The 25,721-nt window shown below is 65.5% G+C and carries 22 protein-coding genes; 5 read left to right on the top strand and 17 right to left on the bottom strand.

Features of this window, described 5'->3' with window-relative positions; translation table 11 throughout:
• Positions 1–14 precede the first annotated feature (14 nt).
• The gene (locus AKJ09_RS32405) at positions 15–1,958 is read right to left on the bottom strand and encodes a serine/threonine protein kinase (protein WP_146651727.1); all 1,944 of its coding nucleotides are present in this window, start codon (positions 1,956–1,958) and stop codon (positions 15–17) included.
• A gap of 66 nt (positions 1,959–2,024) precedes the next feature.
• Positions 2,025–3,758, bottom strand: coding sequence for a serine/threonine-protein kinase (locus AKJ09_RS32400; RefSeq protein WP_146651726.1), 1,734 nt, complete (start codon positions 3,756–3,758; stop codon positions 2,025–2,027).
• Between the two features lie 313 nt (positions 3,759–4,071).
• On the opposite strand from AKJ09_RS32400, the gene AKJ09_RS32395 reads away from it, so the two are divergent.
• Positions 4,072–5,355, top strand: a complete 1,284-nt coding sequence (locus AKJ09_RS32395; RefSeq protein ID WP_275936658.1) for a GAF domain-containing sensor histidine kinase — start codon at positions 4,072–4,074, stop codon at positions 5,353–5,355.
• 218 nt (positions 5,356–5,573) lie between these two features.
• Here AKJ09_RS32395 and AKJ09_RS32390 read toward each other — a convergent pair whose 3' ends face one another.
• Positions 5,574–6,587 (bottom strand): ketopantoate reductase family protein, encoded by a 1,014-nt coding sequence (locus tag AKJ09_RS32390; protein WP_146651725.1) that lies wholly within the window; start codon positions 6,585–6,587, stop codon positions 5,574–5,576.
• Between the two features lie 172 nt (positions 6,588–6,759).
• On the opposite strand from AKJ09_RS32390, the gene AKJ09_RS32385 reads away from it, so the two are divergent.
• Positions 6,760–7,089 carry an ArsR/SmtB family transcription factor gene (locus AKJ09_RS32385; protein WP_146651724.1) on the top strand — a complete coding sequence of 110 codons (330 nt, stop codon included), beginning with the start codon at positions 6,760–6,762 and terminating at the stop codon, positions 7,087–7,089.
• Complete coding sequence (locus tag AKJ09_RS32380; protein ID WP_146651723.1) at positions 7,076–7,570, top strand: SRPBCC domain-containing protein; 495 nt, start codon at positions 7,076–7,078, stop codon at positions 7,568–7,570. The genes AKJ09_RS32385 and AKJ09_RS32380 overlap by 14 nt, the downstream gene beginning before the upstream one ends.
• Positions 7,571–7,658: 88 nt before the next feature.
• Here the strand turns inward: AKJ09_RS32380 and AKJ09_RS32375 are convergent, their stop codons facing one another.
• From AKJ09_RS32375 to AKJ09_RS32320, 12 genes are all read right to left on the bottom strand, one after another.
• Entirely contained in the window at positions 7,659–8,015 is a 357-nt protein-coding gene (locus AKJ09_RS32375) for a GFA family protein (protein WP_146651722.1), read from the bottom strand.
• Positions 8,016–8,098: 83 nt separating this feature from the next.
• A complete protein-coding gene (locus tag AKJ09_RS32370) occupies positions 8,099–8,806 on the bottom strand; it encodes a hypothetical protein (protein ID WP_146651721.1) in 708 nt (235 codons plus the stop codon).
• Between the two features lie 147 nt (positions 8,807–8,953).
• Complete coding sequence (locus AKJ09_RS32365; RefSeq protein WP_146651720.1) at positions 8,954–9,646, bottom strand: hypothetical protein; 693 nt, start codon at positions 9,644–9,646, stop codon at positions 8,954–8,956.
• Entirely contained in the window at positions 9,598–10,056 is a 459-nt protein-coding gene (locus AKJ09_RS32360; RefSeq protein ID WP_146651719.1) for a hypothetical protein, read from the bottom strand. The genes AKJ09_RS32365 and AKJ09_RS32360 overlap by 49 nt, the downstream gene beginning before the upstream one ends.
• Before the next feature lie 92 nt (positions 10,057–10,148).
• A complete protein-coding gene (locus AKJ09_RS32355) occupies positions 10,149–11,993 on the bottom strand; it encodes an IgGFc-binding protein (RefSeq protein ID WP_146651718.1) in 1,845 nt (614 codons plus the stop codon).
• Positions 11,994–12,012: 19 nt separating this feature from the next.
• Positions 12,013–13,353: an RCC1 domain-containing protein gene (locus AKJ09_RS32350; RefSeq protein WP_169928041.1), complete on the bottom strand. Its 1,341-nt coding sequence runs from the start codon at positions 13,351–13,353 to the stop codon at positions 12,013–12,015.
• On the bottom strand, positions 13,353–14,540 hold the full coding sequence (locus AKJ09_RS53455; RefSeq protein WP_169928040.1) for a ligand-binding sensor domain-containing protein: 1,188 nt from the start codon (positions 14,538–14,540) through the stop codon (positions 13,353–13,355). Before AKJ09_RS53455 ends, AKJ09_RS32350 begins: the two co-directional genes overlap by 1 nt.
• A complete protein-coding gene (locus AKJ09_RS32340; RefSeq protein WP_146651716.1) occupies positions 14,537–15,754 on the bottom strand; it encodes a beta propeller repeat protein in 1,218 nt (405 codons plus the stop codon). Before AKJ09_RS32340 ends, AKJ09_RS53455 begins: the two co-directional genes overlap by 4 nt.
• Positions 15,751–17,031: a hypothetical protein gene (locus AKJ09_RS32335; protein ID WP_146651715.1), complete on the bottom strand. Its 1,281-nt coding sequence runs from the start codon at positions 17,029–17,031 to the stop codon at positions 15,751–15,753. The genes AKJ09_RS32340 and AKJ09_RS32335 overlap by 4 nt, the downstream gene beginning before the upstream one ends.
• 33 nt (positions 17,032–17,064) lie before the next feature.
• A complete protein-coding gene (locus tag AKJ09_RS32330; protein WP_146651714.1) occupies positions 17,065–17,826 on the bottom strand; it encodes a tetratricopeptide repeat protein in 762 nt (253 codons plus the stop codon).
• Positions 17,823–18,407 carry an RNA polymerase sigma factor gene (locus AKJ09_RS32325; RefSeq protein WP_146651713.1) on the bottom strand — a complete coding sequence of 195 codons (585 nt, stop codon included), beginning with the start codon at positions 18,405–18,407 and terminating at the stop codon, positions 17,823–17,825. Before AKJ09_RS32325 ends, AKJ09_RS32330 begins: the two co-directional genes overlap by 4 nt.
• A gap of 100 nt (positions 18,408–18,507) precedes the next feature.
• A complete protein-coding gene (locus AKJ09_RS32320) occupies positions 18,508–19,554 on the bottom strand; it encodes a hypothetical protein (RefSeq protein WP_146651712.1) in 1,047 nt (348 codons plus the stop codon).
• Positions 19,555–19,853: 299 nt separating this feature from the next.
• Between AKJ09_RS32320 and AKJ09_RS32315 the strand changes: the two genes are divergently transcribed.
• A complete protein-coding gene (locus AKJ09_RS32315; RefSeq protein WP_146651711.1) occupies positions 19,854–20,690 on the top strand; it encodes a hypothetical protein in 837 nt (278 codons plus the stop codon).
• A 174-nt stretch (positions 20,691–20,864) separates the two neighbouring features.
• Here the strand turns inward: AKJ09_RS32315 and AKJ09_RS32310 are convergent, their stop codons facing one another.
• Together AKJ09_RS32310 and AKJ09_RS32305 are read right to left on the bottom strand one after the other, a co-directional pair.
• Entirely contained in the window at positions 20,865–21,986 is a 1,122-nt protein-coding gene (locus AKJ09_RS32310) for a hypothetical protein (protein ID WP_146651710.1), read from the bottom strand.
• Positions 21,987–22,259: 273 nt separating this feature from the next.
• Positions 22,260–23,393 carry a porin gene (locus AKJ09_RS32305; protein ID WP_240488658.1) on the bottom strand — a complete coding sequence of 378 codons (1,134 nt, stop codon included), beginning with the start codon at positions 23,391–23,393 and terminating at the stop codon, positions 22,260–22,262.
• A 602-nt stretch (positions 23,394–23,995) separates the two neighbouring features.
• Between AKJ09_RS32305 and AKJ09_RS32300 the strand changes: the two genes are divergently transcribed.
• The gene (locus AKJ09_RS32300) at positions 23,996–25,687 is read left to right on the top strand and encodes an oleate hydratase (protein ID WP_146651708.1); all 1,692 of its coding nucleotides are present in this window, start codon (positions 23,996–23,998) and stop codon (positions 25,685–25,687) included.
• Positions 25,688–25,721 lie beyond the last annotated feature (34 nt).

Below are 25,721 nucleotides of genomic sequence, written 5' to 3'. Positions count from 1 at the left end.
GCGAGGCGGCGCGGTCAGTGCCCCGACTGCGCCGCGTCGATCGCACGAGCCAGTGAATCGTCCTTCCGCAAGCACGGATTGCAGTCGTACCGGCGACGACGACCGCATCCGTGCTTCGTCTCGAGCTCGCGCAGAGCCGTGAGCGCTCGCGCGTCGGCTTGCCTGCCGGCGCTGAGAAGGACGTCGTGCCGATCTTCGCAGGTGGTGGCCTTCTCGAGGTCGATGAGGAAGGCGGAAGCAGGCGATGCGTTCGCCTTCACGCTCGCCTTCACGAGGCTCCGCTGCGCGCGCGATGACGTCGACGACGGAACGTCTTTGCTCTCCGACAGCTCGATGAGCGCATCGACGCCGTCCGGACCGAGCGGTCCTTCGAGCAAGCGGAACGCCTCGTCGGCCGTCTCGAGCTTCGACGCGGCGCGAAGGACCACGCGGAGAAGCTCGCGGGGAACGCCCTTCGGATCCGCTTCGGCCATGAGACGCACGACGCGAAGCGCGTCGGAGCCACGACCTGCCGCATCGTACGCGAACGCGAGCTCGCGCGTGACGGCCGCGTCCTTCGGGTACTTCGCCGCGAGCTCTTCGAGCGCAGCCGGCCCCTTGGTCGCCGCGGCTCGAACCTCTTCGGCCGAAGCCGTGGTGCTCACGCTCAGGATCTTGGCCACCGTGCCTTCGGACGGCTTGTGAGAGCCACGCGTCGCGAGCACGACGACGATGGTGAGGACGCTGAGGCCCCACACGCCGCCCACGATGGCGAGCACGGCCACCTTCGGTAGCTTCACGCGCGCCGCGAGCATCTCGATGCCCGCATCGGCCTGCGCCACCACGGGTCGCAGCGCGGTCACCGCCTTGTCGCGATAGAGCGCGATTCGGTCGACGAACGCGGTCGGCTGAGCCAGCAACGCACTTCGCGGCGCAACGGGGGGAGCCGTGGGCGACATCGCCCTCGCGCCCGATGCCTCGAGGCGCGTGGCAGCGAACGCCACGACCGCCGCCGGATTGACCGCCGCCGGGTGCACGACGCTCGCACGATCGCTCTTCGGCATGCCCCAGGGCACGTCGAGCCCACTCTCGGTCGCAGCGAGATCGATCGCCTCGATGAGGGCGCGCGCCGTCGGATAGCGATCGTTCGCGTCTTTCTCGAGCAGCTTTCGCACGACCGCTTCGACCGGCGGCGGGACCACGACGCCGGGCGCGCGCTCGCTCATGGGCGGCACGGGGGCGGTGATGTGTTTCGTCAGGAGCTCGAGCACGTCACCGCTGAAGGGCACGACCCCGGTGAGCAGTTCGTAGAGCACGCAGCCGAGCGCATAGAAGTCGGCGCGATGGTTGACGCGATCACCAACGGCCTGCTCCGGCGCCATGTACGAGGGCGTTCCCATGACGGTTCCGACCTGCGTGAGGAACTGCGCGCTCGCGCCCGAGGGCGGATCGAAACGCGCAACGCCGAAGTCGAGAACCTTCACGAAGTCGGGATCGCTCCCCTTCGCGACGAGCATCACGTTCTCGGGCTTGAGGTCGCGATGCACGATGCCTGCGTCGTGCGCGCGCTCGAGCGCGAAGGCCATCTGGCGGGCGACGTGCAGCGCTCGCGCGGCCGGGAACGGCCCCTTCTCGAGCTTGTCGCGAAGCGTGGTTCCATCGACGTACTCGAGAACGAGGAAGAACGCCCCGTCGTCGGTCTGGCCGAAGTCCGTTGCGGCGATGATGTTCGGGTGCTCGACGTGAGCTGCCGCTTCCGCTTCGCGCCGGAACCGAGCGAGCACCTCTTCGTTGTCCGCCATCTGCGCGTGGAGCAGCTTCAGGGCGAAGCGCTTGCGCATATGGGTGTGCTCGGCGAGGTACACCGCGCCCATGCCGCCCTCGCCGATCAGCGATAAGACGCGATAGCGCCCCGAAATGAGCTGACCCACGCGGTCGACGCTCGGGACTTCGCTCGGGTTCGGAATGGCAGCGCTCATGGCAGGTACGGGTCGATTCTAGCGCGAGTCGATCGACCTTCGATCATGTCGTTTTGTAACAGAGCTTCACTGGGCAGCTCGCGCACCGGCCGCACGGATGGCACGTTCCAGGCTGGGATCACTGCGAAGGCACTTGTGACAGTCGTCGGTTCCGTGCCGTCCACACCCATGGGTGTTCCTGAGCGCACGAAGCGCCGGAAGTGCGCGAGCGTCGGCGAGGTCGACACCTCGCCCGAGAAGCTGCCGTCGACTTTCGCAACTCGTCGCTGCCTTCAGATCGAGAAGAAAGCCCGTTGACTCGGATGCGTTCTTGCGAACGCTCGGCTTGGTCAGGCTGCGTGAGGCGCGCTCGCGCGTCTCGGCGGTCGTCGACGTGTCCGACGAAAGCTCGAGCAGGGCCTCGACCCCGTCTTGCCCGAGGGGGCCTTCGAGAAGTCGGAACGCTTCGTCCGAGCTGTCGAACTTCGAGGCGGCGCGGACGATGATACGAACCAGATCGCGAGGCATCGGGCCCTTGGCGCCATTCGCCGCGCGCTCGACCACACGCAATGCATCCGAGGGTCGTCCCGCACCGTCGTACGCGAAGGCGAGCTCGCGAAGAATCGCAACGTCTTCGGGGTACGTGTGCGAGAGATCTTCGAGCGCAGGAATTCCGAGCACGGCAGCCCGATGAATGGCGTCCGGTGATGCACTCGTCGCCGCACGCGCGGCGTTCGCGACCAGGCCGCTCGGTTGCGTGCGAGCTGCGCGAACGAAGTGAGTCACCACGAGTGCGCCGACGAGAGCCGCCACGATCGCAAGGCCTCCGATGGTGAGCTCGCGGCTTCGGTTCTTCGCGAACCGAAGAAATTCGGCGAGCGCACCCACCGTGGGTCCTGTGTGGGCGGTGGCGACCGCCTTCTCGGGCGCTGGTGCCCGCACGTGGGCGCGAGCGAGCTCGTCGATGGCCTCCACGACCGCCTCGGCGCTCGCCGGACGCGCGGCGCGGTCCTTTTCGAGCATTCCATGAACGAACGCCTCGATCGCCGGCGGAACCCGCGCACTGGGCGCACGCTCGGCCATCGTCGGAACCTGACCGACGAGATGCATCGTCATCATCGTCGACGCATCGCCGTCGAACGGGCGCACACCGGCGAGCATCTCGTAGAGGACGATGCCGAGGGCATACAAGTCCGAGGCCGCCGTCGCGGCTTCGCCGACGGCTTGCTCCGGCGACATGTATTCCGGCGTGCCGAGCACCGAGCCCGCGCGCGTGAGCGGCTGGCTCGACGAATCAGGAGCGCTGTCGGCCTCGACGCGAGCAATGCCGAAGTCGAGCACTTTGACGACCTCGGGATCGTCGTCGCGACGAACGAGCATGATGTTCTCGGGCTTGATATCCCGATGCACGATCCCCGCCCTGTGCGCCCGCCCGAGTGCGAGCGCGATCTGACGCGCGATTCGCAGCGCACGTGTCGTCGAGAGCGGGCCCGGAGCGAGCGCCGCCCGCAAGAGCGTGCCCTCGACGTAGTCCATGACCAGGAAGTACTGGCCATCGTCGGTCCGCCCGAAGTCCGTCGCCGCGACCACGTTGGGATGCTCGAGGTGCGACGAGGCCTCCGCTTCTCGGCGGAATCGCGCGACGGCTTCCGTATCGTCGGCGAGGTCGGCGTGAAGCAGCTTCACGGCGACACGCTTCTGCATCAACTCGTGCTGCGCGAGGTACACGACGCCTGCCCGTCCAACTCCGATGAGTGACGAGACGCGATACCGTCCTGCCAACAACTGACCAATTCGCTCGCTTGTCGATGGGGGCTGCATGACCGAATGCCGAAGAAGGCGTGGCTGGATTCTCGTTCTTCCGAGGTGGGAACGGCAACAGCTTGCGCGCGATGGCGAATGGTCGTTCGATTGACCAGCCTCGAATCAGGCGCGAATTCGACATTGGCGCGCAGCGCGCACGACGACGCACACCTCTCACGTCGACCTCGTGGCCGCGCTCCACGAGAGCGTAAGGGCAGACGTTGCGACGTCTGCAGGTGAGCCGGTCCAGCGGTGACGCGTGCGGGATCGGCGATTGCACGCTCGGTCGGAGAACCGCAGACGGTCATGGTTTGCGGACGAAGGAGCGTCCATGGCGGCTGAGTCGGTTCCCGATGCGTCCGCGCGAGCCCTCGAGACCCTCGAGAGCTTGCTCGAGATTCCGGCCGCCAATCTCGAGACGGCGCTCTCCAACGCATGCGACCTCACGGCGAACGCGCTCGGTGCGGACAAAGTCGACGTCTTCCTCTACGACGCGTCGCGCGCGTCGCTCGTCGCGCTGGGAACCAGCAGTCAACCTCTGTCGTTGCGCGAGCGAAAGGCAGGCCTCGATGTCCTGCCGATCGCCAACGGCGGCCACGTCCCGCAAATTTTCGAAACGGGAAAGCGCCTTTGGACGGGGCACCTCGAGACTCACACGGACGAGCTCGTAGGGATAAGGGAGACGCTCGCGATCCGCTCGCAGCTCGGAGTCCCGCTCGACGTAGGCGGAGTTCGGCGCGGCGTTCTGATGATTGCATCGCTCAAACCCGAGCTCTTCACCAAGAACGACGTCCGCTTCGCGGAGAGCATTGCGCGATGGATCGGGCTCGTCGCTCATCGGGCCGAGCTCGTCGAAGCCATCGGCAAAAATGCCGCGGAACAAGGACGCCGCGCGGCCGCCGAAGAGCTCCTCACCGTCCTCGCTCACGACCTTCGAAACTACCTGTCTCCCATCGTGATGCGACTCAACCTCGTGGGTCGGCGGTCGGCGCAAGAGCATCGCGACGACGACACCCACGACGTCGAACGGGCGTTGAAAGCCCTCGATCGTCTCGGCAACTTGATCTCGAGCCTTCTCGACGTCGCTCGGATCGACGAGGGCCTCTTCGAGATCGCTCCCCAACCCATCGACCTGCGCGCCCTCGTTCAGGATGCCGTGCAGGTGCTCTCCACACCCCAACGTCCGATCGCCTTGCACGCTTGCGAAGAGCTGCTCGCGTATGCCGACGAAACGCGACTTCGCCAGTGCATCGACAACCTTCTCTCGAACGCGCTCAAACACTCTCCTTGTGATGCGCCCGTGACGGTCAACGTCAGCAAGCAGGCACACGAGGGAGGATCCTGGGGCCGCATCGACGTCGTCGACGAAGGACCGGGCATTCCCACGAGCTCCTGCCGCGCATCTTCGAACGATTCGTCAGCGGCAACGCGAGTCGGGGAGGCCTTGGCTTGGGTCTGTATCTCGCGAAGAGCATCGCCTCGGCACACGGCGGGGAGCTCTTGGTGGAATCTGCGCCGGGCAAGGGTACCCGCTTCATCCTCCTCGTCCCGTGCGAGGATCGGCCCTCTTGACGTCGAGGTTCACTGCCGTTCGGATAAGCAGACAGCCGTCTGACACCGATGAATCCGACCTGAGATTTTTCACAGAAGGGCGGAAGGGCGGAAGTTTTTGGGGCGGAGAGAGCCGACCAATCGCGCGACACCGCCTCGGCATTGGCGCAATTCAATTGCCCAGCAAGCGGAGATTGGCGCGTTACGCGGGGCGATAAAAAAATCCTTCCGACCTTCCGACCTTCTTGTGAAAATTGTCTGCCTATCCGAACGGCATTGCGTCTAGGTTCCCGCGCGACGGCTCTCGGCGAGCACGTCGCGAAGGTTCGCAGCGTCGGGTGTGCGCTCGCCCCGCGTGATGGCGTGCACGACTCGAACGATGGCGTCGTTCGCGGGCGTCGGAACGCCATGACGACGTCCGACGTCGGCGACGTAGCCGTTGATGAAGTCCACCTCGGTCGGACGCCCGCGCTCGAAGTCTTGCAACATGGAAGGCTTGAGATCGCCGTAACCAGCGAGCACCTCACCGAGCCAGGCCTCGCGCGCAGGTGTGTTCCGCGCAGGCGCGATCGGGTCCACGATCATCCGTTCCGGACCCGCCCCGCTCGCCTTCGCGACGGCAAGGGATTCGTCGTAGGTGACGTCGAAGAGCGCACGGCCCTCGGCCGTCTCGACGTAGGCACGCATGGCCTGCCCGGCGATGGCTCCGAGCGTGGTCACCGCGCAGTTCAGGAGCAACTTCGACCAGACGGCACCTTCGAGGTTCGGTGTTCCCCTCACCTCCACGGCACGACCGAGCCACGATCGAATACGTTCGGCGCGCTCGCTCGTGCCGCCTTCGAGCTCTCCGACGAGGAGGTGACCGGCATTCCGCTGCTCGTAGACCCCGGGCTCGCGCATGGTGGCGCCGAGGTTCGAGAGGGCGCCGAGCACGACGTTGCCACCGAGTCGATCGGCGAGAATTCTCGATACGCCGCCATTCTGAATCGGAAGGATCGTTCCACCTGGCGCCAATATCGAATTCAATTTCGGAGCAACGTCGATGGCATCCTGCGCCTTGGTCGCCAATACGACGAGGTCGAACGCCGAGCCCGCCAGGTAGCTCTCGACCGGCGCCACGTCGGGAGCGTCGACGCCGAGCTCGCCGCCGACTCCGCTGACGCGCAAGCCGGAACGACGAAGCCGGTCGGCCGACGCCGCATCGCGTGTCGCCAGCCAAACGCGTGCGCCCGCCGCCTGCAGTCGAGCTCCGACGATCCCACCGAGCGCTCCGACACCGACGATCAACGTACGCATTGGCTCTCCGATGCAGCGCCGGTGACGGCGTTTCCAACCTCGTGAGCCGGAACCGCCGCGGGCACAAGCCCGACCTCACGCGCGTGGGCTACGAGCACCGAAATCACACACGAATGACCTTAAAAACAGGCCTGCCTTGACAGGTGACCAACTGGTCACATATTACTGATCCGTGACGGACGACGATCGCGTCTTCAAGGCGCTGGCCGACCCTACGCGCCGGTTCCTCCTCGACCTGCTCTTCGTGCGTGACGGGCGCACGTTGACCGAGCTCGAATCCGAGCTCTCCATGACGCGCTTCGGGGTGATGAAGCACCTCAAAGTCCTCGAGGCTGCCGGGCTCGTCGTGACGCTGCGCTCCGGGCGCGAGAAGCTGCACTACCTCAACCCGGTCCCGATCCGACTCATCCACGACCGCTGGATCGACAAGTACACCGAGGGGCGGGTCTCCGCCTTGATGGACCTGAAGAAGGAACTGGAGAACAACGATGACGACCAATGAGCAAAAGCGCGTTTACGTCTACCGAGTCCACATCAAGGCCACCGCTCAGGCCATTTGGGATGCGATTACGAAGCCCGAATGGATCGAGCGATATGGGTATTGCGCGCGCGCTGAATACGATCTCCGCCCGGGCGGCAAATACGAGGCATTCGCCACGCCCGAGATGGCTCAACACGGCGTACCGCACGTCATCATCGACGGCGAGGTCATCGAGAGCACCCCGCCACGCAAGCTCGTTCAGACGTGGCGCATCGTCTGGTCTCCGGAGATGAAGGCCGAGGGCTTCAAGCGACTCACCTGGGAGATCGAGCCGAGTTTCCCCGGGATCCATTCGCTCACCGTCACCCACGAGGTCGACGGCGCACCGAAGACCGAGGCCATCACGACCGGCGCGAACAAGGAAACCGGCGGCGGCTGGAGCTACGTCCTCAGCGACCTCAAGACCCTGCTCGAGACGGGAAAGAACCTCCCCGCCTCGTGACCCCACCAGCACCGCGATTCGACGAGCGAGCCAGGGATCGGGCGCCGACTCGGTCCTTGGCGCGTCTCGTCGCGCGCAGGTGGAATGCTCAGTAGCTCTTGCCGTCGAACGTCTGGACCTTCAGGGCGTCGACGTCGAGATCTTCGAGGCATCGCAGATTGACCACGATCTTCTCCTCGCCGCCGTGGGCATACTTGCCGAATGCGTGGATGCCGCAGGTGGTGCAGAAAAGATGATGCATCGACTTGCCGCCGAACTGGTAGTTCGTCTGCGCGGTATCGCCCGAGAGGAGCTTGAAGTCGCCCGGGGGCACGGACTTCATGAGCCAGCCCACACGGCTGCAGATCGAGCAGTTGCAGGCGCTCGCGCCGTCGATCTCCGTCGTGACTTCGAAACGCACCTGCTTGCAGTGACACGACCCGGCGTAGGTCTTCGCATTGGACATGACGAACCTCCTGCGCCCCAAGGTGCGCCGGAACGGCCTACCGGTATTGTAAAAACGCGCCAATCAGCGCGGAACGCCCGACGCTACGTGCAAGAGCACATCGTCGGGAACGACGAACGATCGGGCGGAGGAAGCCAACCTCGGCCCGCGCAACGCGAGCACTTCGGCGGCGGCGGAGGTGGCTCGAAAATGTGACTCACGTCGGCGACGCCTCGCTCTTCGATGGCGTTGCCTTGGCGGTCGACGAGCTTCGGATTGGCGATGCACCAGTTCGCGATGCAGCGCTCGGCCCGCTTGAGGACATCCTCCCAAGGGATGCGCCCCTCGGCACTCTCCAGACGTTCGAGCTCCGTCTTCTCGGCGTCGGTGAGCTCCCTGCCGTCGATCTCTTCCTGGTAGACGAGCTCGTTGATACGGAGTCGAGTTCGATAATCCGATTCGACGGCGAGTCGGGTAGTTTGGAAGAACGCGACGTCGTCGTCATCGAGGCCTCCGCCCCGGTTTTCGACGAGCGTATCGAGCACGAAGACGAGCAACGCGCGCGGCGCACACGCGTAGGTAGACTGCGGCCCGCCGTTCGCGTTCGTGCCGGGCTCGTAATAGTTGCCCATGCCTTCGCGGTAGTACTCGCCTTGCAGGCGGTCATTCGCACGTATCAGCTCGCCTTGCACCGACGCGCATGCGCCCGATGCCGGCACGAGCGCATTCCACAGCGCCTTGGTGAATGCCCGGAGACGCTCACTCGGAATGCGCCCATAGGCTCCCTCGTCTTCCCGTTCGAATGGCTGCATGGCCCCCGTCTCGCTCGATCGCCCTTCCGTCGGCGAGCCCCCCTCCGAGATCTATGTATACGCCAATCTTCCGACAGGCGAGCTCGCCTTCGGGCCGCCACTCGTTGCCGCGGCTTCACGGCCGCGGTTCCCCCATCGGGGCCTCGCTCAGCGTTCGACGCCGGCGTGGAACTTCTTCAGGAAGTCGGGCTCGGATTGGCGCAAGGCGAGCTGCACGCCGCCGCGCTTGAGGAGCACGGACTGCGCGGGCGGGAGGAGGCGTCCGAGCTTTTCGACGGGAAGTACGCTGTGAATGCCCGCGATCGCACGAAGGCAGCCGTTCTCCTCGGGCGAGCGCTCGTGGATGTTCGCGAGGGCGAGCAAGATCTCGGCGCGCTCGCTGTCGTCGAGGAGCTTGGTGCTGCCGATCATGCGGCCCCAGTCGTAGAAGTAGGGGCCGAACGGGAGCAGGAACGAGCGCTCACGACGAAGAGCCTTCGGCGAGCGAAGCGACAGGAAGCGATGGTTCTCTTTCGCCATCAGCTTCTTGTTCAGATCGCCGGCGTAGAGAAAGATGCCGTCGAAGAGGCGCACGCCGTCTTCGTGACCGAGCCGCTGGTAGCGGTGACCGAGCTCGGATGACACGAACGCAGGGCGCCAGGTGTCCACCACGCGCGAGAGATCGCCGAGGTTGTGGGCCACCGTCGTCACGACCGAGAGGAGCTCCTGGTCGGTGCCCTTCTTGCGCACGCGATCGATGATCTTCGCCTCGCGCGCGAGCTCCGCTTCGATCCATTCGCGCGTGCGTTCGATCATGGGCGCGTCGGAGAGCGCGAGGGCGCGCCCGAGGGCCCCCGCCATGACGCTGAACCATTCCCCTGATGCCCGGCGAGCACCTCTTTGCCGACGACCACGTGCCGCGCCGATACCGGCCGAACGTCCCACGTGGCGACCTCTTCCACGCGTTCGATGGCGGAAGCGAGACGGTTGCCGGAGAGCTGAGCCCAGACGTGCTGGCGGATCCGCGTGTCGACGTCGGTCGGGCAGAACGTTGCCACCGTCGTGTAGTGCGCCGCGAGGAGCTCGACGAAGTAGTCCTCCCCCGCCTCGCCTTTCTTCCAGCGCGCCTCGATTTCGGGCGCCTTCGACAGGATCTCGATCGAAGGAAGCTTGGGCTCGAGCGCGAAGGCCCACGGCGCGGTGCCCTTCACCTGCTCGAGCAGAAGCGTAGGGGCGATCCCTTCCGGCTTGCGTGACTTGGGCGACGCCATCGAGCGATGTCATACCCAACTCTGGCGCAGATGCCGAACGAAAGCGCCCCGGCCCCGTTGGGGCTCGATCGTGACGCTCTATCCTCGCGCGCTCAGCGCGGGACCGCGACCTTCACGTCGTGGAGGGGGCGACTCCCCATGCCGCCGGCGAAGCCGTAGCTCGCGTATTCGCCGGTGCCCCAGACAGTGATCGAGAACGGGCCCTCGCTCTTCGCCTCATGACGGCCATACCCGCACTGACCCTTCGGAAACACCTTCGGCACGCCGGCGCCCGTGATACGCACCCACGCGTATTCGTACTGGCCACTCGTGCCGAGCGGTCGAAAGTCCGAGATCTCCCCGGCGCACGCGAGCTCGACCGGACGGAAGCCGTTCACCGTCTTGCGGCGAACGATCGTGGCCGTGGTCTCGGGATAGGTGTAGTCGGCGAAGAACACGTACCGGTCGAGGAACTGATCGGCGGGCACGACGTTCACGTAGTCGGGGTCGCCGGTCGTCTCCGTCTGCTGGGTATTCCCGCCGGCGGTGATCAGGCCGTTGTACGAGGACCCCGTCATATAGAGACCGGCGTAGAGCGGGTGCTGCGCATCTTGCGTGCGGACGACGACGGGGGTGGCGCTCCAGAACACGGCGACCTGTCCCGCCGCGAGCGTCTCCGGCGCGCCCGCCGGGCGAGCGGGCTCGTAGGTCAATCGCGTATCGTCGACCGCGCCGACGATGCGCCACGGAACGCTCTCGGGTACCTCTTGGCCGAGCACCGACGGAATGCGCGACGGGTACGAAACGAGGGTGTACTCATTTCCCCATCGCGAGAGCCCGGGCATCTGTTGCTGGAGCAGATCGCACGCGCTGTACGACGAAGGAAGGTTCGTGCACTGCGTGCCGCCAAAGACGCCGACGCGCTTGGAAGTTTCGATCGCGCTCCCGCTCAAATCCTTGAGTTGCGAGAACTGGAGAACCTGGCCGCGCGAGAGCTTCCACGATTGCGAGTAGCCCGCCGCGGTACCCAGAACGTCCGTGCCGTCCGAGATGTCGGCCGACGCGCGCATTCGAACTTCGGTATCGTCTTCGTCGGCAATGATCTGCAGGGTGGTCTTCGTGGGAACTTCGGGGTAGCCGCCGCCGGTCATCGAAATCGTTCCGCCCGTCACGCCGACGTAGTTCGTATCCCACGACGACACCGGCAAGAGCAGCGTCGCCGCCGGCATGTGGGACAGGGCGCCGCCATAAGGGAAGATCGAATACGCGCTCACGGGCGCGTCGGTCTTCACGTGGAACGCACGCGTGAGCGTGGTGCCGTGGCGAAGCGGGTCCTCCTTCAGCGCAGGAACGATCCCCGGAGGACAGGCGATGAACTCGTCCGTCTCGCTGAGACCGGGCCCCTGCGCGAGGAAGACGAGCGCGACCTTGCCGGACTCGAGAGGCGTCGTCAGCGGCGTGTAGACGACGTTCTGACCGATCTTCTCCGCCGTATAGACGGACTTCGAAATATCGAGCGGGTCTTTCCCGAGCTCGGCGGAGATGTTCACGGGCCCGTCCCACGTGTTGGTGATCATCGCCACGAAACACGAGCCGCGCCCGAGCTGAGACTCTTCCGGCGGGAGCGTCCAGAACGAACAGCCAATTGACCCCTTCGAACGCTCCGCGCTATCGCAGGCGGGAACGCATTCGCCGTCGCCGCATCCGAGGCCTGCGCCGCATTCGGTCACGACCTCGTCGACGCCCTGGCAGGTGCGCAGGATCTTCTTCAGATCGGGCGAGCAGCGCACCTGATTGCACTCTTGCATCGTCGCGTCGTCGACGCCTGCGTCGTGATCGAACTCCTGAGGAGGCGGCTCTTCGATCGTGCGCGGCGAGGACGAGCACGCCAGGAACGCAACGCCGAGCGCCGCGGTCGATACCAGGAAAGACAGCCCATTGTGTCTGGCAATCGTCATCGAAGTCTCTCCGAGGGCATCACTGGAAGTGCACGGCGGCGGGCGTCGGATGAGCATCGTCGTCCGCCGTTCCCTGACCGAGCTCGCCGTGTTGATTCCCACCCCAGCAATCGACCTCACCGGTGCGAAGAAGCGCGCACGTCGTTTGGGCGGTGGTGACGACTTGGACCGCGTGACCGGTGAAGCTCGTCGCCTTCGTAAACGACAAGGCCACGGTGCCTCCGCCGTCGGCGAGCGGCGCTCCGAGCTGCCCGCGCGAGCCGTCACCGCAACACTGCACGGTGCCGTCCGTCAGGCGAACGCACGTATTGTTGCGCGCCACCGAGATTTGCTGCGGGTACGCGTCGGAGTAGAGCGCGGCGTGAGCGGGCAACGTCTCCTTGGACGGCAATCCCGTGCAAAGAGCGTATTTGGCGCTCGAGCCCCAGCAATACACACTGCCTTCGGCAATCGCGCATGCATGGGTGAGGCCGACGGACACGTCGGTCACGCGATTCAGCGTGGGAATCACGGCAGGCAACGGGTCGGGGTCGAGCGAGCCCTCGCGTGCAGCGAGCGCGCCCCAAGCCGCGAGCTTGTCGTCGTCGGTGAGTGCATACGTCGTCGTGTTGGAAGCGGCGGTGCGCATCACCTTCAGACCGGGCACCTTGCTCGGCCCCGGACTCAGGGTGGTGCCCGTCTCTTCGCGACCGAGCTGCATCTTGTCGTTCGCCCCCCAGCACGCGAGACCGCCGGTGGAGAGCAACGCGCAGGCGCTTCGCTGGCCGATGTCGATACGCGTGGCCGGCGCGGAGAGTCCGACGACGGTGGGCTGCGGATGGGCACGCGTATCGGTGGTCAGGGGCGTGAGCCCGAGCTGGCCGCGATCGTTGCCGCCCCAGCATTTCACGCTGCCATCTTCGCCTCGGGCACACGTCGTGCGGTAGGCCGCCGTGATCTGGACCGACTTCGGCAACTCGACGACCGTGAGAGGGCCGAACGACACGTCGCGCGTATCGGCATCGGGTTCGCCGCGCCCCAGCGACCCGAAATCGTCGCTACCCCAACAGCGAACGTCGCCGGCGGACATTCGTGCGCACACGTGGTTCTCGCCTGCCGCGAGCTCCACCGCACACGGAGTGACCGAGCACGTCACCGGCTCGCTCGCTGCGTCGAACGAGGGTCCGGCATCGGCGGGACCGCCGTCGAGCGTCGGCTCGGTCCCCGTCTCGGGCAGGTGCGCGGCATCGGCCGCGTCGACCTCCGAAGAAAAGACGTCACGCTGTTCGGAGTCCGAGCAGGCGACGACGTTGACGATGGCCGACGACGCGGCCACGAGCACCGCCATCGAGGTTCGCCCGAACCGTGTATGGCGAAGCATCAGTGATCTCCTTGAACGAGCGAGGGAACACGGCGCAGAGCGGTGTTCGCGCCCACGATCCACATCTCGCCGCTCGCCATTCCCCAGATGGCGTTCAGGTCGTTCGTGAAGGGGAATTTGTCGAGCGTCACGCGAGCGAGCGTCCACGCCGTCCCGTCCCAGTGCCGCACGCGGCCGGAGATTCCGGCAATCCAGATGTCGCTGTCCGACCTGCCCCAGAGAGCGTTGAGTCCCCATTGGAGGACTTCGTAGTCCCACCGAACGGAGGGCTCGTCGGCGGTGGGGCCGCCCCACACCATGCCAAGGTCGAGCCAGTCGTTGCCGACGACGAAGGGACGCGACAAGACCTGGCCGCCGGTGATGTTCAGGAAGCTGCTCCGCCCCTCGGAGACCATGACCGGCTCGAAGGTCAGGCCACCGGCGCCATCCGGCGTCCCGTGCAAGACGACACCGCCTTGCGGGTCCGAGAGCATGGTCGTTCCACCGAGCCAGAGATCGTCTTTGCTCGGTCCCCATACCCGCGAGAGCACGACGGCTTGGGACGACACGGGGTCGAGCTTCCAGGCCTCGGCGGGGTCCGCCGTGGGTCCCGTATAGTGGATCACGCGGCTCTCCTCGACCACGCCGTCGGAGTTGCCCCCCACGGCCCAGACGTCGTTCGGCCCGAATCCATGAATCGACGTAATGGGAATTCGCGAGTCGGATGGAATCTGCGTGAAGGTGATTTGGCTCGACGACGGACCTTCGCCGTGGAGCAAACCACTGTCTCCGCCAATCCAGAGATCGGTGGGACCGCTTCCCCAGATTGCATGGATCGCACCGTCGATCGTGGTGTGGACGGTCCACGCTTTCCCGTCCCAGCGAACAACCTTCCCTTCTTCGCTCACCGCCCAGACGACGCCCGTGCCGTCACCCCATACTCCTTGCAAGGAGAGCCGCTCCGGCAAGACCGTATGACAGAAGCCGTCGTCCGTGCACGTGCGCGGAGCGGCATCCGCGTCGCTCGTCTCCACGTCCACACTCGCGTCGGACGCAGCGTCCTCGGTCGGAAGCGTGGAGGCCTCATTGGCGCCGCCATCGTCCGTCACGTCGTTCGTGATGGCGTTCGATTCGTCGTCGCTGCTGCACGCGTTCACGGACGCGGCGAAGCCCGCTGCCAACGCCACCAGCATCCACCCGCGTCTCATGGCGCCTCCACGACATTCGTGACCCGGTGCAGAACGACACCATCGCCGACGATCCAGACGTCCGAGGGGCTACTGCCCCAGATTCCGTGCAAATGCGGTTTCAGCCCGTGGGGGAATGCGCCCGGAGCGAGCGCCCACGTCGTGCCGTCGAAGTGGAGAATCGTGCCGTTCCCGCCGACTGCCCACACGTCGTTCGATGCGCTTCCCCAGATGGCTTCGAGATCTTCGTCCGTCGGCGACTCGACGATGTCCCATCGCGTCTGGTCCGCACTCTTCCAGTGACGGAGGGTTCCGCGATCCCCCACGGCCCACACGTCGCCGGCGCCGCTGGCCCAGACCGCATTGAGCGTCGAGCTCGATCGGCTGTCGTATTCCGTCCAGACAGGGCCCCGCGGCCCGTTCGTTCCCGTCGCGTGGAAGGTCCTGCCCGCAGGCTTCGCGGCGTTCGGAGCCATGCCGCCCACCGCCCAGACGTCGCCGCCGGGGTCGGACCACAGGCCTCGCACGGTCACGGCATTGGTGGCGATGGTCGCGAAGTTCCACGTCGTCGTGCCGTCGGTCTCTCCGCGACGCCACAAGCTCATGGACATGGCGTGTCCCCCGTCGTCGACGACGACCGGATACGGCTCTCCGCCCAGCCAGACGTCACCCTGCGCGGTCGTGCGCGCGGAGAGGAGGAGGGCTTCGTTCCACACGGTCGAGTTTGGGTCCTTGAAGGTGTCTGCCACGGGAGGCGCCGCGGTCCACGTTGCGGTGCCGCCCGCAAAGCCGTTCGAGTGCAGGACGACCGCGCGCGAGCTCACCGCCCAAACATCGGTGGCACTCCGCCCCGTCACGGCGAAGAGCGCCTGATTCGTGTCCGACGGCGTGAGCACCCAGGCAGTCCCGTCCCAGTGGAGGATCGTTCCGTTCGTACCGACGGCCCATACGTCCGTCGGTCCCGTTCCCCAGATCCCCATGAGCGCACGCCGCGGATCGATGCCGGTCATCATCGGGCAGAACGAGGCGCCTTCGCACGGATCCTTCGGCGCCGCGCAGGCATCCCCACCGTCTGCGCAAGCGTCGTCGGCCGCGTCGACGGAGGCCTCGGCGCTCGGAATCACACTGCCATCCAGGACGTCGTTCGAGGAGTCCTCGCTCGAGTCCGCGCAGCTCGCAAGCGCGAAGATCGAAGAGCCCGCCACGAGGCCCGCCAGGCCGATCGTCCACTTCATCGCGTCACCGGATCCCCGGCGTCGCACTCTTCGGTGAGGCAACGTCCGTCGACACAGGGCTGCCCAGCGCCCGTGTTGCAGCGATTTCCACAGGCCCCACAGTTGGCGCCGTCGTACGTGAGATTCGTCTCGCAGCCGTCCGCAGGATTGCCGTTGCAGTCACCCCAGTCGGGGTCGCACTCCGTTCCGCAGAGGCCCTTCGTGCACGTTGCCTGCTGATGCTTGAAACGCAGGTCGACGAACGGACAGGCGTGATTGCAGAGGCCGCAGTGCTTCCGATCGTTGTCGGTGTCGATGCAGGCATAGCTCCCACCGAGGAAGCAGAACGTCGCCTGGCCCTCGCAGCGGCAGCTGACTTCGCCGTCGTCGAGAATGTGGCAAGCCTCTTTCGGCCCGCATTCGATACCGCAACCACCGCAATTCTTGGGGTCGGCGAGGCCGATATCGATCTGGCGTTTGACGTCGACCTCGCAACCGTTCTCTTCCTTGCCGTCGCAATCGCGGAACGGATCGTTGCAAATGAGTTTGCACTGGGAATTGCTGCAGCCGATACGCATGTTCGGCGGGTAGTCCGACGCGTTCGTCTCGTCTCCGCCCATGATGATCGGCCCGCCCGGGAACCCCGGGCCTCCGCCTGCGTCCGGGTCACAGACGTTTCCGCACTCTCCGCAGTTGTTGTCGTCGCTCGTGAGGTCGACGCACCTCCCGTTGCAATCGACCTTACCGACGGGACATCCGCAGAGTCCCTCGCGGCACATCACGCCTTCCGGACAGACGTTTCCGCATCCGCCGCAGTTCTTCGAATCGAAGAGAATCTCGACTTCGCAACCGTCGTCCGCCACGCCGTTGCAGTCGCGACGGAAGCCGTCACACTGCGGCTCGCATTGGCCGTTGCTGCAACGCGCGAAGACACCGAATTCGGGATAGATCGGGCACACGTGTCCGCACGCCCCGCAATTGTCCGCGTCCGTCAGCAGATTGTTCTGGCATTTGAACGGAGGCGTGAGGGTCTGATCCGATATGCACGTGGCATACGGAAATGGACATTCGGTGGCCATGCACCGGAGAGCCGCGCCCGCTTCGGCGTCTTCCTGACCGGCCTCGGCCGAGGGCGGCGTGAGGGTCGGCGGTGGAGAACCCGAATCGTGGTCGGGCGTCGCGAGAACGACGGGATCGTCGAATCCCGCGCACGAGGCGGAGAAGGCTGTCGCGATGGCTGCCGTCAGCGCAACGACGGCAAAGCCGCTCCGACGCCGATCGAAGGGTCGCATGAGCATGGGGTCGTTTCCGAAAGTGGATGTCGAATCGGACTATTTGACTTTGGCGAGGACGGAACGAACGCGCTCGGCGTAAGGGCTCGTCGAATGTCGCTCGAGGAATTGCGTGCCTTCGGCGCGTGCGGCTTCGGCATTGCCGGAGGCGGCGAGCGCCTCGATACGCATGACCACGACCTCTTGCACGAACGCGCCCGACGGGAACTGCGTGCGATGGCTGTCGAGGGTGCGGAGCGCCTCGGCGGAGTCTCCACGTGACAACTGCGCGCGCGCTCGCTCAACGAGCGCAAGCTCGTCACGAAACGCGTCGGCGCGCGCGGTCGGCGCCGCCGTCGTCTCGGCGGGCGCTGCGTTCGACTTGGAAACCGGCGCCTTCACGACGGGCACGCTCTTCGTCGACGGCGGATCCATGGGCGCGACCGACGGAAGGTCGTCGACACGGATGGTGCTCGTCGCAGCGACGCTCAGCGGCTCGACGTTCTCGGCAGGCGCCGAGGTCTCGACCGGCGTCGTGACCTTCGCGGGAGGAGCGTGTTCCTCCGCGGGACCGTGGCTCTTGCTCCGCTCGTAGCCGACCGCGGTGAGCGTCGCGACCATCACGCCGAGCCCCGCCCACGGAACGAGCCGAAGCCAGCGGCGCGGCGCGACGGGTGCGGACGCGGCGGGAACCCGTGCGACCGCGCCGATCGTGCGCAGAAGCGCGTCGTTCGAGGGACCGCTCGAGCGCAACGCGGAGACCACGCGCGCGAACTCCGGGTCCTCGAGCTCGAGGCGCTGGGGATCCTGTTCGCCCTTCACTTCGCACCTCGCACGCTGTTGCGATGACGTTCGAAGCGCTTCAGGAACTCCTCTCGGGCGCGCCGCAGCCTGGAGCCGACGGTGCCGATAGGAAGGTTCATGAGCTCGGCAATACGTTGCATCGTGAGTCCTTCGATCTCGTAGAGAACGAACACCTCCCTCATTCCCTCGTCGAGCTCTTGGAGGAGCCGCAACGCGAGGGACCGAGTCTGCTGGTCGTCGAGATGTTCTTCGGGAGTGGGGGCGCGATCGACGGCGCGTTCGAGCGCTTCCTCGTCGTCCGAACGGAAGAGCCTGCGCCGCGCGGATTGCGCGACGTTGTAGGCGGTTCCGAAGAGGAACGAGCGCTCGCGCCCGACTTGGATCTCGTGGATACGCCGCGCGGCGACCACGAAGACGTCCTGCGCCGCGTCGTCCACCGAGCTCTCGGGGACGCCGAGGTGTCGCAGAAACCGCCATACGTCCGCGAAGTACTCCTCGACGATGGCCCGGAGCCGCGCCTGCTGCTCCTGCTCCGTCATGGCGCCATCCTCCACGGACGGACCATCCGCCCCGGACATGGCTTGCGACAACGCGGACATTTCACATGGATGCTTCCCGAGGGCGCGTTTCTCAAAAAAAGAACGGAGCGAGTGATTTCGCGCGCTTGTTCCCGCATCGCGCCCGCTCCGCGTCCAAGGCTCAGAACCGAGCGCCGCCGGTGAGCCCGAGACTCACACCGATGCCCGGCGCCCGAGAAACTAGCGCGCCGGTCGCCAGCTCGAAACGATTCCTCGAGATCGGGGCAACCAGCATGGCCGAGCTGCCGATGAACCATGGCCCCGAGACCTGCCAGCGGATCCGCGCCGAGCCGCCCACGTCGACCCATGCCTTCGTCGAGCTCCGCGCGTCCTGGCTGCCGCTCGCTTCGGCGTGCAAGCTCCCGATGTCCGCTTCGAAGCAGGGAAGGACCTCGAGCCGCTCGTTCGACGATGCGAACCGAACGGGACACAGGCGAGCGTTTCCCGCGGTCCACGAGAAGGTCGTCGCGATGGAGTCCTCCGTCACGTCCTTGGGAAGACTCTGTCGGATGCCGATCGCGATCGACGGCCGAACCCACCGCGGCAACGTCCACGACGACTGCTTCGCGCGGCTCGCCAAGGGATCGATCGCGATAGCCGCGCCGAACACCGGCAGCCATCCGGTGACCACCGCCGATGTCATCTCCACGCGGGCTTCGACGTCCCAGAGGGGCGCACGGGGCGCTGGCGGAAGCGTGCGAACGGGTCGCTCGCGCGGAGGCGCCGTAGGTTTGATCGGCGTCGGCGCTTCCTCCACGGGACCGGGCCCCGTCTCGTCGTTCGACGTGGAATCACTCCCGAACAGCGCCTGAGGATCGATCGCGACGGCCATCGCCACCGCCATCCCGCGCGCGACGACGTCGCAATCGGGGCCGACGATCTCGCGCGTTGCCACCTCGTCCGTTCCGCTCGTGGCCTTGGGCGCAATCGCGAGCGTGCCGACGAACTCGTCGCCACGAGGTTCGAGCGTCACGTGGAAGCGACGAGCATCGACCGACTCGTCGGCGAGCGCCCACCGCGACGTGTAGCGACGAACGTTGCCGACGAACTCGCCTTCCGGCGGACAGCTCGCGTGGGCGTCGTACCGGACCTGGATCCGCTCGTGCTCCGCGACCTGGGCTTGCGCGCTCCGCTCACCAGCTCCGCTCGTCATGAGCGCGACGAGCACGGCGAGTGCGCCGTGGGCTACGTGCGCTACGTGAACAGCCGGCCCCTGCCGGAACGCGTGATCCTTCCGCACTCCTCAAGCTCGCGCACGTCGAAGGGTCCGGCACTGCTCTGCCGGTCGAAAATACCTACCAAGGCGGTGTTTTTGGGTCAATGTCCGCGCCCTTCGACCGCGCGAGAGATGTGCTACGCACCCCGGTCATGCGGAACACGGCGCTCGAACAGTATCTGACCACGCGGGGTTTCGCAGCTCTCCCGCTAGCGGACGCGCAGGCTAGCTCGTTGGGCTCCCTGGGCTCGTTGGGCCGCAGCGTCACGGCCGCGTATCTCCGCGAGGGCGATGCAGCTCGACCTCACGACCTGGTCCTCCTGATCGATCACGTCGATCCGGAAGGCCAAGCTGCCAGTGCGATGGCTCCCCATCGGACCGGTGGTCGCCTTCCGACGTTCTCCGCCCCGCTCGAAGATGTGCTCGCGCTAGCTCCACTCACCCTTCGTACGTTCGGCGCCCCGCTCGTTCGCATCACCCTCGTTGCGCTCGCGAGCGGCCCGAGGACGCCCGAAGACGAGCGTTTCCTCACCACGTATACGACCCCCGTGAAGGGTACGACGTTCGTGCAGGCAATCCACGTCGACGTCGAGCAGGCCACGCTCGTCTCGAACGACGGCGCCTCCCCGAATCGCATCGGCCTCGCCCACGCCGAAGACCCGGTGGCATGGATCACCGAAGGCCTCGGCGCGCGAGCCATTGCATGGGACGGACCGCGCTCGAACGAACCGGTCGCACTTTTCGCGACGCGCGCCATCGCGATCGCGACCTTCTTCGCCTCGCCTCTCGCCGGTGCCGCGCTCCTCGGATGGAACTTCCATCGCACGCGAAGGACAGCGCAAGGCTTCGTCGTGGTCGTGACCGCCTTCGCGCTGACCGCCTTCCTCCTCACGGCGCTCACCCCGATGCGCAGCAACTTCGGCGCGCTGCCGATCACCTTCGCCGGCATGCTCGGGCTCGGGCACTTCAACCGTCGCTGGTTCGGACACCCGGCGCGGCGAGCCTCGCCGCTACTTGCCGCGGCCCTCGTCGTCCTCCTCCTGTCGGTCGTCGGCGCCCTCATGGCCGCGTTGCTCGTCCGGGCGTAACCCGCGGCGACCTTGAGAGCTCGCCGGGCATGGCCGAGCTCTCAACAAGCTCGGGGGATCGAAACCGCGTGCCAGCGTCGCCTTCCCTCGAGCGAGCCGAGTTCAGCTGCTGCGCCCGCGTTCGCCCCTCGGGCTGTCAACACATCGGATAGGGATCTTCGGACGACAAGCTCGTCAGGGATACTGATCGCTGGGCACGTAGGCCGCGATGCGGGTCTGCGTGATGAAGCCCGAAAGTAGGAATCTCGGGAGCTCCCGCCCACCACTGCTCTGCGCCGGCAAGACGCCTGCATTCTGCCAGTCGCTTGCGGCGGACTCGGGCGCTTCGAACTGGAACGCCGTACCACCGGCTGTGTCGGTGACGAACCAGCCGTAGTCCTTCAGAGCAACGAGGATCACGCGAAGCGCGTCCTTGAGTTGGGGGCGGATACCCGTGAACGTGGCCACGTACGCGTCGATGTCCTGCTCGCTGACGTTCAGCGCGAAGCGCATGCCTTCGGGAATGTTCCCGGCTTTTCCCGGATGTTCGAGCTTGGTGGCGGGGGCGACGAAGGTGGTGCCCGACGTACCGACGATCGGCAGCGAGAGCGCGTGCTCGATTTTGCCCTGGGCAATCTCCCACGGGCGAACGAGCATCGCGAGGTAGTTGATCCCCACGCCTCGAGACCCCGTGCACTTCGTCTTCGGGTCGTCCCAATCGTTCGTGAAGTAGTCACCCGGGCAGAGGTTGCCATTGCCGATCGTGAGCTTTTTGGCATTCACGTCGACGACGACTCCCCACAAGTCCCATTCGCGCCCGGTCGTCGGATCGAGCAAGATGAGCTGCGCGTCGGTGCCATCGTTGGGGCGCCATGCCGGATTGAACGGAACGCTGGTTCCACCGAGGTTGCCCCAGGCGTTCTGGTCGACGACGGCGTACGAATCCGTCGCGAGCGTCGCGTCGTAAACCGGATACGTGTACTTGCGGAAGTTCAACTCGAAGTCACGTTCGGGCACGTTGGTCGAATTGTCGTTCCACAAGTACCCGGCGTACGTCGCACTCTGCGGATGAACCGGGATGTCCTTCACGGGGACGTTCCACGGAGCCTTCGGCCCGAACGGGCGCACGCCCGTGAAGGCTCGCGTTGCTCCGTCCGGCAGCGACGCATCGCCCGGGCCCGCCGTTCCCGTCGGACTCGGCCCTGCGCCGCCGTCGTTGGGAGACGTCGCGCCCACGGACGACGGGGGCGACGAGGGCGACGCCCCGGGGCCTCCGCCGCTGTCGCCTGCGTCGCCGCCGCACGACAGCGCGAGCACGACCGTGTTCGCTGCGATCAGAGTTGTCAGGCTCGCCCAGACTCTTCGCGAACGTCGACGGAATATCTGCATGTGCCCTCCTGACGAATGCGAATGCGCGTGGTCGCAGCTGCACCGGCGCGATGCCCGTTCGAGTCAGACCACGTCACGGACGTCGCGAGACAGTCTCAATTGATCCGTTGCGCTCGTCCACCATTCCTCGGGATTGCACGCTGCGAATTCTCGTGACGACGGAGTTCTCCAACTCGAAGGTCGCATCGCCTGCCACGTGACTCAGTAGTTCACTTGGAGCTGGGCGCGAATCAATTCGCCGTCCTGCGTGCGGCCGTCGACGGTGCGCTCGCTCTTCATGAACTCGGCGGTAAGCTCGAGCCACTTGTTCGGCTGCCATTCGATGCCGGCATTGACCTCGCGAACCTCGTGGCGCGGGGCGTTCTCGAAGAACTTCTTGCCGCCGTCGTAGCGATGCGCGCGAACGTACGGCGTGAAGTGTCCGGCGTCCGTCTTCACGCGGACCATCGCCATCACGTATCCACCGTCGAGCGGCTTCTCCGCCACCTTGTCCCCGTCGCGTTCGGGCCCGACGCCGACGTTGTATTCCGCCTGGAATCCGATCGGCCGCGGATACAGGACGAACGTTCCGTGCACGCGCACGTCACGAATCTGCCTGTCACCCCCTACCCCTTCGCTCTTGGTCGGGACGAACAACCCCGTGTAGCCGCCTCCACCGATCTCGACCGTTTGGGATCCGATCTCGAAGGGATACGTCAAGCGCGCGAACAGGTGCTTGTTGGCGTTTTTCTCCCGCGTGTTGAGCGGCTGCCCGTTGGTCACGCCGACGGCGGCGATGCCGTAGTCTCCCGAGCCCTTCAGACCGGAATCGACGAGCGAGCGAAACTTCTTTCGCGCGTATTCGGTTTCGAAGAACAAGAAAGCACCGATGTCGCGCTCGTTGACAAACGCACTATTGAGCGCATCGGAGCGATCGAAGGGGAGTCGATTCTGGCTCGACTGCATCAGCTCGAAGCCATAAGGCACTTTCTGCTGACCGGCACGAATACGAAACATCTTCCGATCGTCGAGAAAGATGTCCGTGTACCAGTCGCGAACCTGACCGAAGTTCAGGCCGTCTTCGAACGCGCTCGCGAAGTCACTCTGGAAGTAGACCGACACGCGCGGAAAGACGTCTCCGTAGACCAGCAGGCGCGCGCGGCGGAGGAAGACGCTCGGATCACCGCCCACCGACTTGTCCGCTTGCTCGCTCTTCAGCGCGTGGTTGGTCTCGACGAGGTTGTTGTAGCGAAGCTGAGTGTAGCCGCGGATGTGGAGGCGCTCGTACCAGCGCGGTTCCGTCTCCGCCTTGGGCAACGCGCTGCTTTCGCGGTTCGCGCTCGGCGCAGTGCTCACGGCCTCGGGAGCGACCGATTGGGCTCGACCGAGGCTCGAAAGGGTCGTTGCAAAAAGAAACGCGACTGTCACAACAGAAACACAATTGCGATTCACACGCGCCGGCTATCAGGCAGTCGTGTGACGTTTGGCAACGAAACGGTGTCGAAACCGTGCCTTTCATCGGGCAGATTCGACCGCGTAACGCGCGCGTGACGACGGCGTGTCACGCTCCGAAGAGCGTTGCAGGACACGGCGCGACGTCGACGAGCCTCATTGCGTACGACGTTGCGACGAGCAACGTGCGTTGCAATTCGCTCAGGGCGCGAGCACGTCGATCAGGAACGGCACGACGTCGACGGTGTCGAGATCCATCTCGTACTCGACCGAGATGAAGCGGCGGATCGTCGGGCGTCACTTCGCCAATCGCGTGGCCGAAGTCATCCAGACCGTAATACGCATAGAAGGCCCCGCGCGTACCGTCCGAATCGTTGCCAGGGCGCCGAAGGAATACGAAAGCAGACGACAGTCCGGTCGCCCGTGACGGTCCCGCTTCTCACGTTGAAACCTCTACGAATCCTCGACTCATCCGCCCCTGCGCACGGTTTCTGCAGGGCAGTCGTATGGTCAACGCGCAGAATGCCCGGGTTTGGCTGGTCGGTGGCGGCATCGCCTCGCTCGCGGCCGCCGCGTTTCTCGTTCGTGATGCCGGCGTCCGCGGCCAGAACATCCGCATTCTCGAGCATCTGCCCATGCCAGGTGGCTCGCTCGACGGCGCAGACTCGCCCCTCGTGAAAGACGCCTACGTGAGCCGAGGCGGACGAATGCTCGAGGAGGAGGCCTACGTATGCCTCTGGAACCTCCTCGATTCGATTCCGACATTGGGCGATTCGACGAAGAGCGTCAAAGAAGAGATCTGGGCCTTCAACCACGTCAACAAGACCAACGCTCGAGCGCGCATCGTGCGGGGCGACCACACGATCGCAGATGCGTCGGAGCTCGGCCTCGATGGACGGGATCGTGCAGACATGGTGCGCCTTCTCATGATGTCCGAGAAGGCCATCGGCGACCGGCGCATCTACGAGTTCTTCAAGCCTCACTTCTTCCAGACGAACTTCTGGTGCATGTGGCGAACGACCTTCGCCTTCCAGAACTGGCACAGCGCCATCGAGCTTCGGCGCTACTTCTTGCGCTTCGTCCAGGAATTCGACCGAATCCATACGCTCTCGGGGGTCCGCCGAACGCGCCTCAATCAGTACGACTCCATCGTTCGTCCCATCGAGCAGTGGCTGGAACAGCGAGGCGTGGCGACGGAGTACGGCGTCACCGTCACCGACGTCGACTTTCGCGGTCCTGACGCACGACGCGCGGAACGCCTCCGACTGATCCGTCATGGCAAGCCGGAGACGATCGAGCTCGGTGCGGAGGACTTCGTGTTTCTCACGCTCGGGTCCATGACCGCCGATTCGACGTATGGTGGCGACCACACCGTTCCAGAGCTCGTGACCGACAAGCGCGACGGAAGCTGGTCGCTGTGGGACCGACTCGCCACGAAGGCTGCGGACTTCGGACATCCGAGTGTCTTCCACGGCAACGTCGGTGAATCGAAATGGGAGTCGTTCACGTTGACCATGAAGGGCCCGCTTCTCCTCGATCGAATCCGTGACTTCTCCGGAAATGTGCCGGGCGAAGGGGCGCTGATCACGTTCAAGGATTCACGATGGCTTCTCTCCATCGTCGTACCTCATCAACCCCATTTCGACGGTCAGCCGGACGACGTCTTCACGCTCTGGGGCTATTCGCTCCTCGGCGACAATCTCGGTGACTACGTGAACAAGCGAATGTCGGAATGCACGGGTCAGGAGGTCCTCACCGAGCTCCTCGGACATCTCGGCGCCGAAGACATCGCCGACGAAGTCCGAAAAACCACCAAGGTGACCACCGTCATGATGCCTTACATCACGGCGCAGTTCGAGCGGCGCGCGCCCGGCGATCGGCCGCTCGTCGTTCCGAAAGGTGCCGAGAATTTCGCGTTCCTCGGTCAATTCGTCGAGATTCCCGAGGACGTCGTGTTCACCGTCGAGTACTCGGTACGTGGAGCGATGCATGCCGTCTATCGGCACTTCGACGTCCACCAGAAGGTTCCCGGCATCTATCACGGCGTCATTCATCCCCGGGTCGCGCTGTCCGCGCTCAAGACGGCTTTCGCCTACTGCGGCGACCACTTGCTTGGACCGAGGATTTCGGGGCCCACGGTGGGCGAGGGCCCCGAAATCCTCGGTCCTTTGCACAAGTCTGTCGCGAACTCTGTTTGACTATTCAATCAGCGCAACTGAGTTGCGCTGTAGT

The sequence above is a fragment of the Labilithrix luteola genome, assembly GCF_001263205.1.
Taxonomy (GTDB): Bacteria; Myxococcota_A; Polyangia; order Polyangiales; family Polyangiaceae; genus Labilithrix; species Labilithrix luteola.
This window is presented reverse-complemented; position numbering and strand designations above follow the sequence as displayed.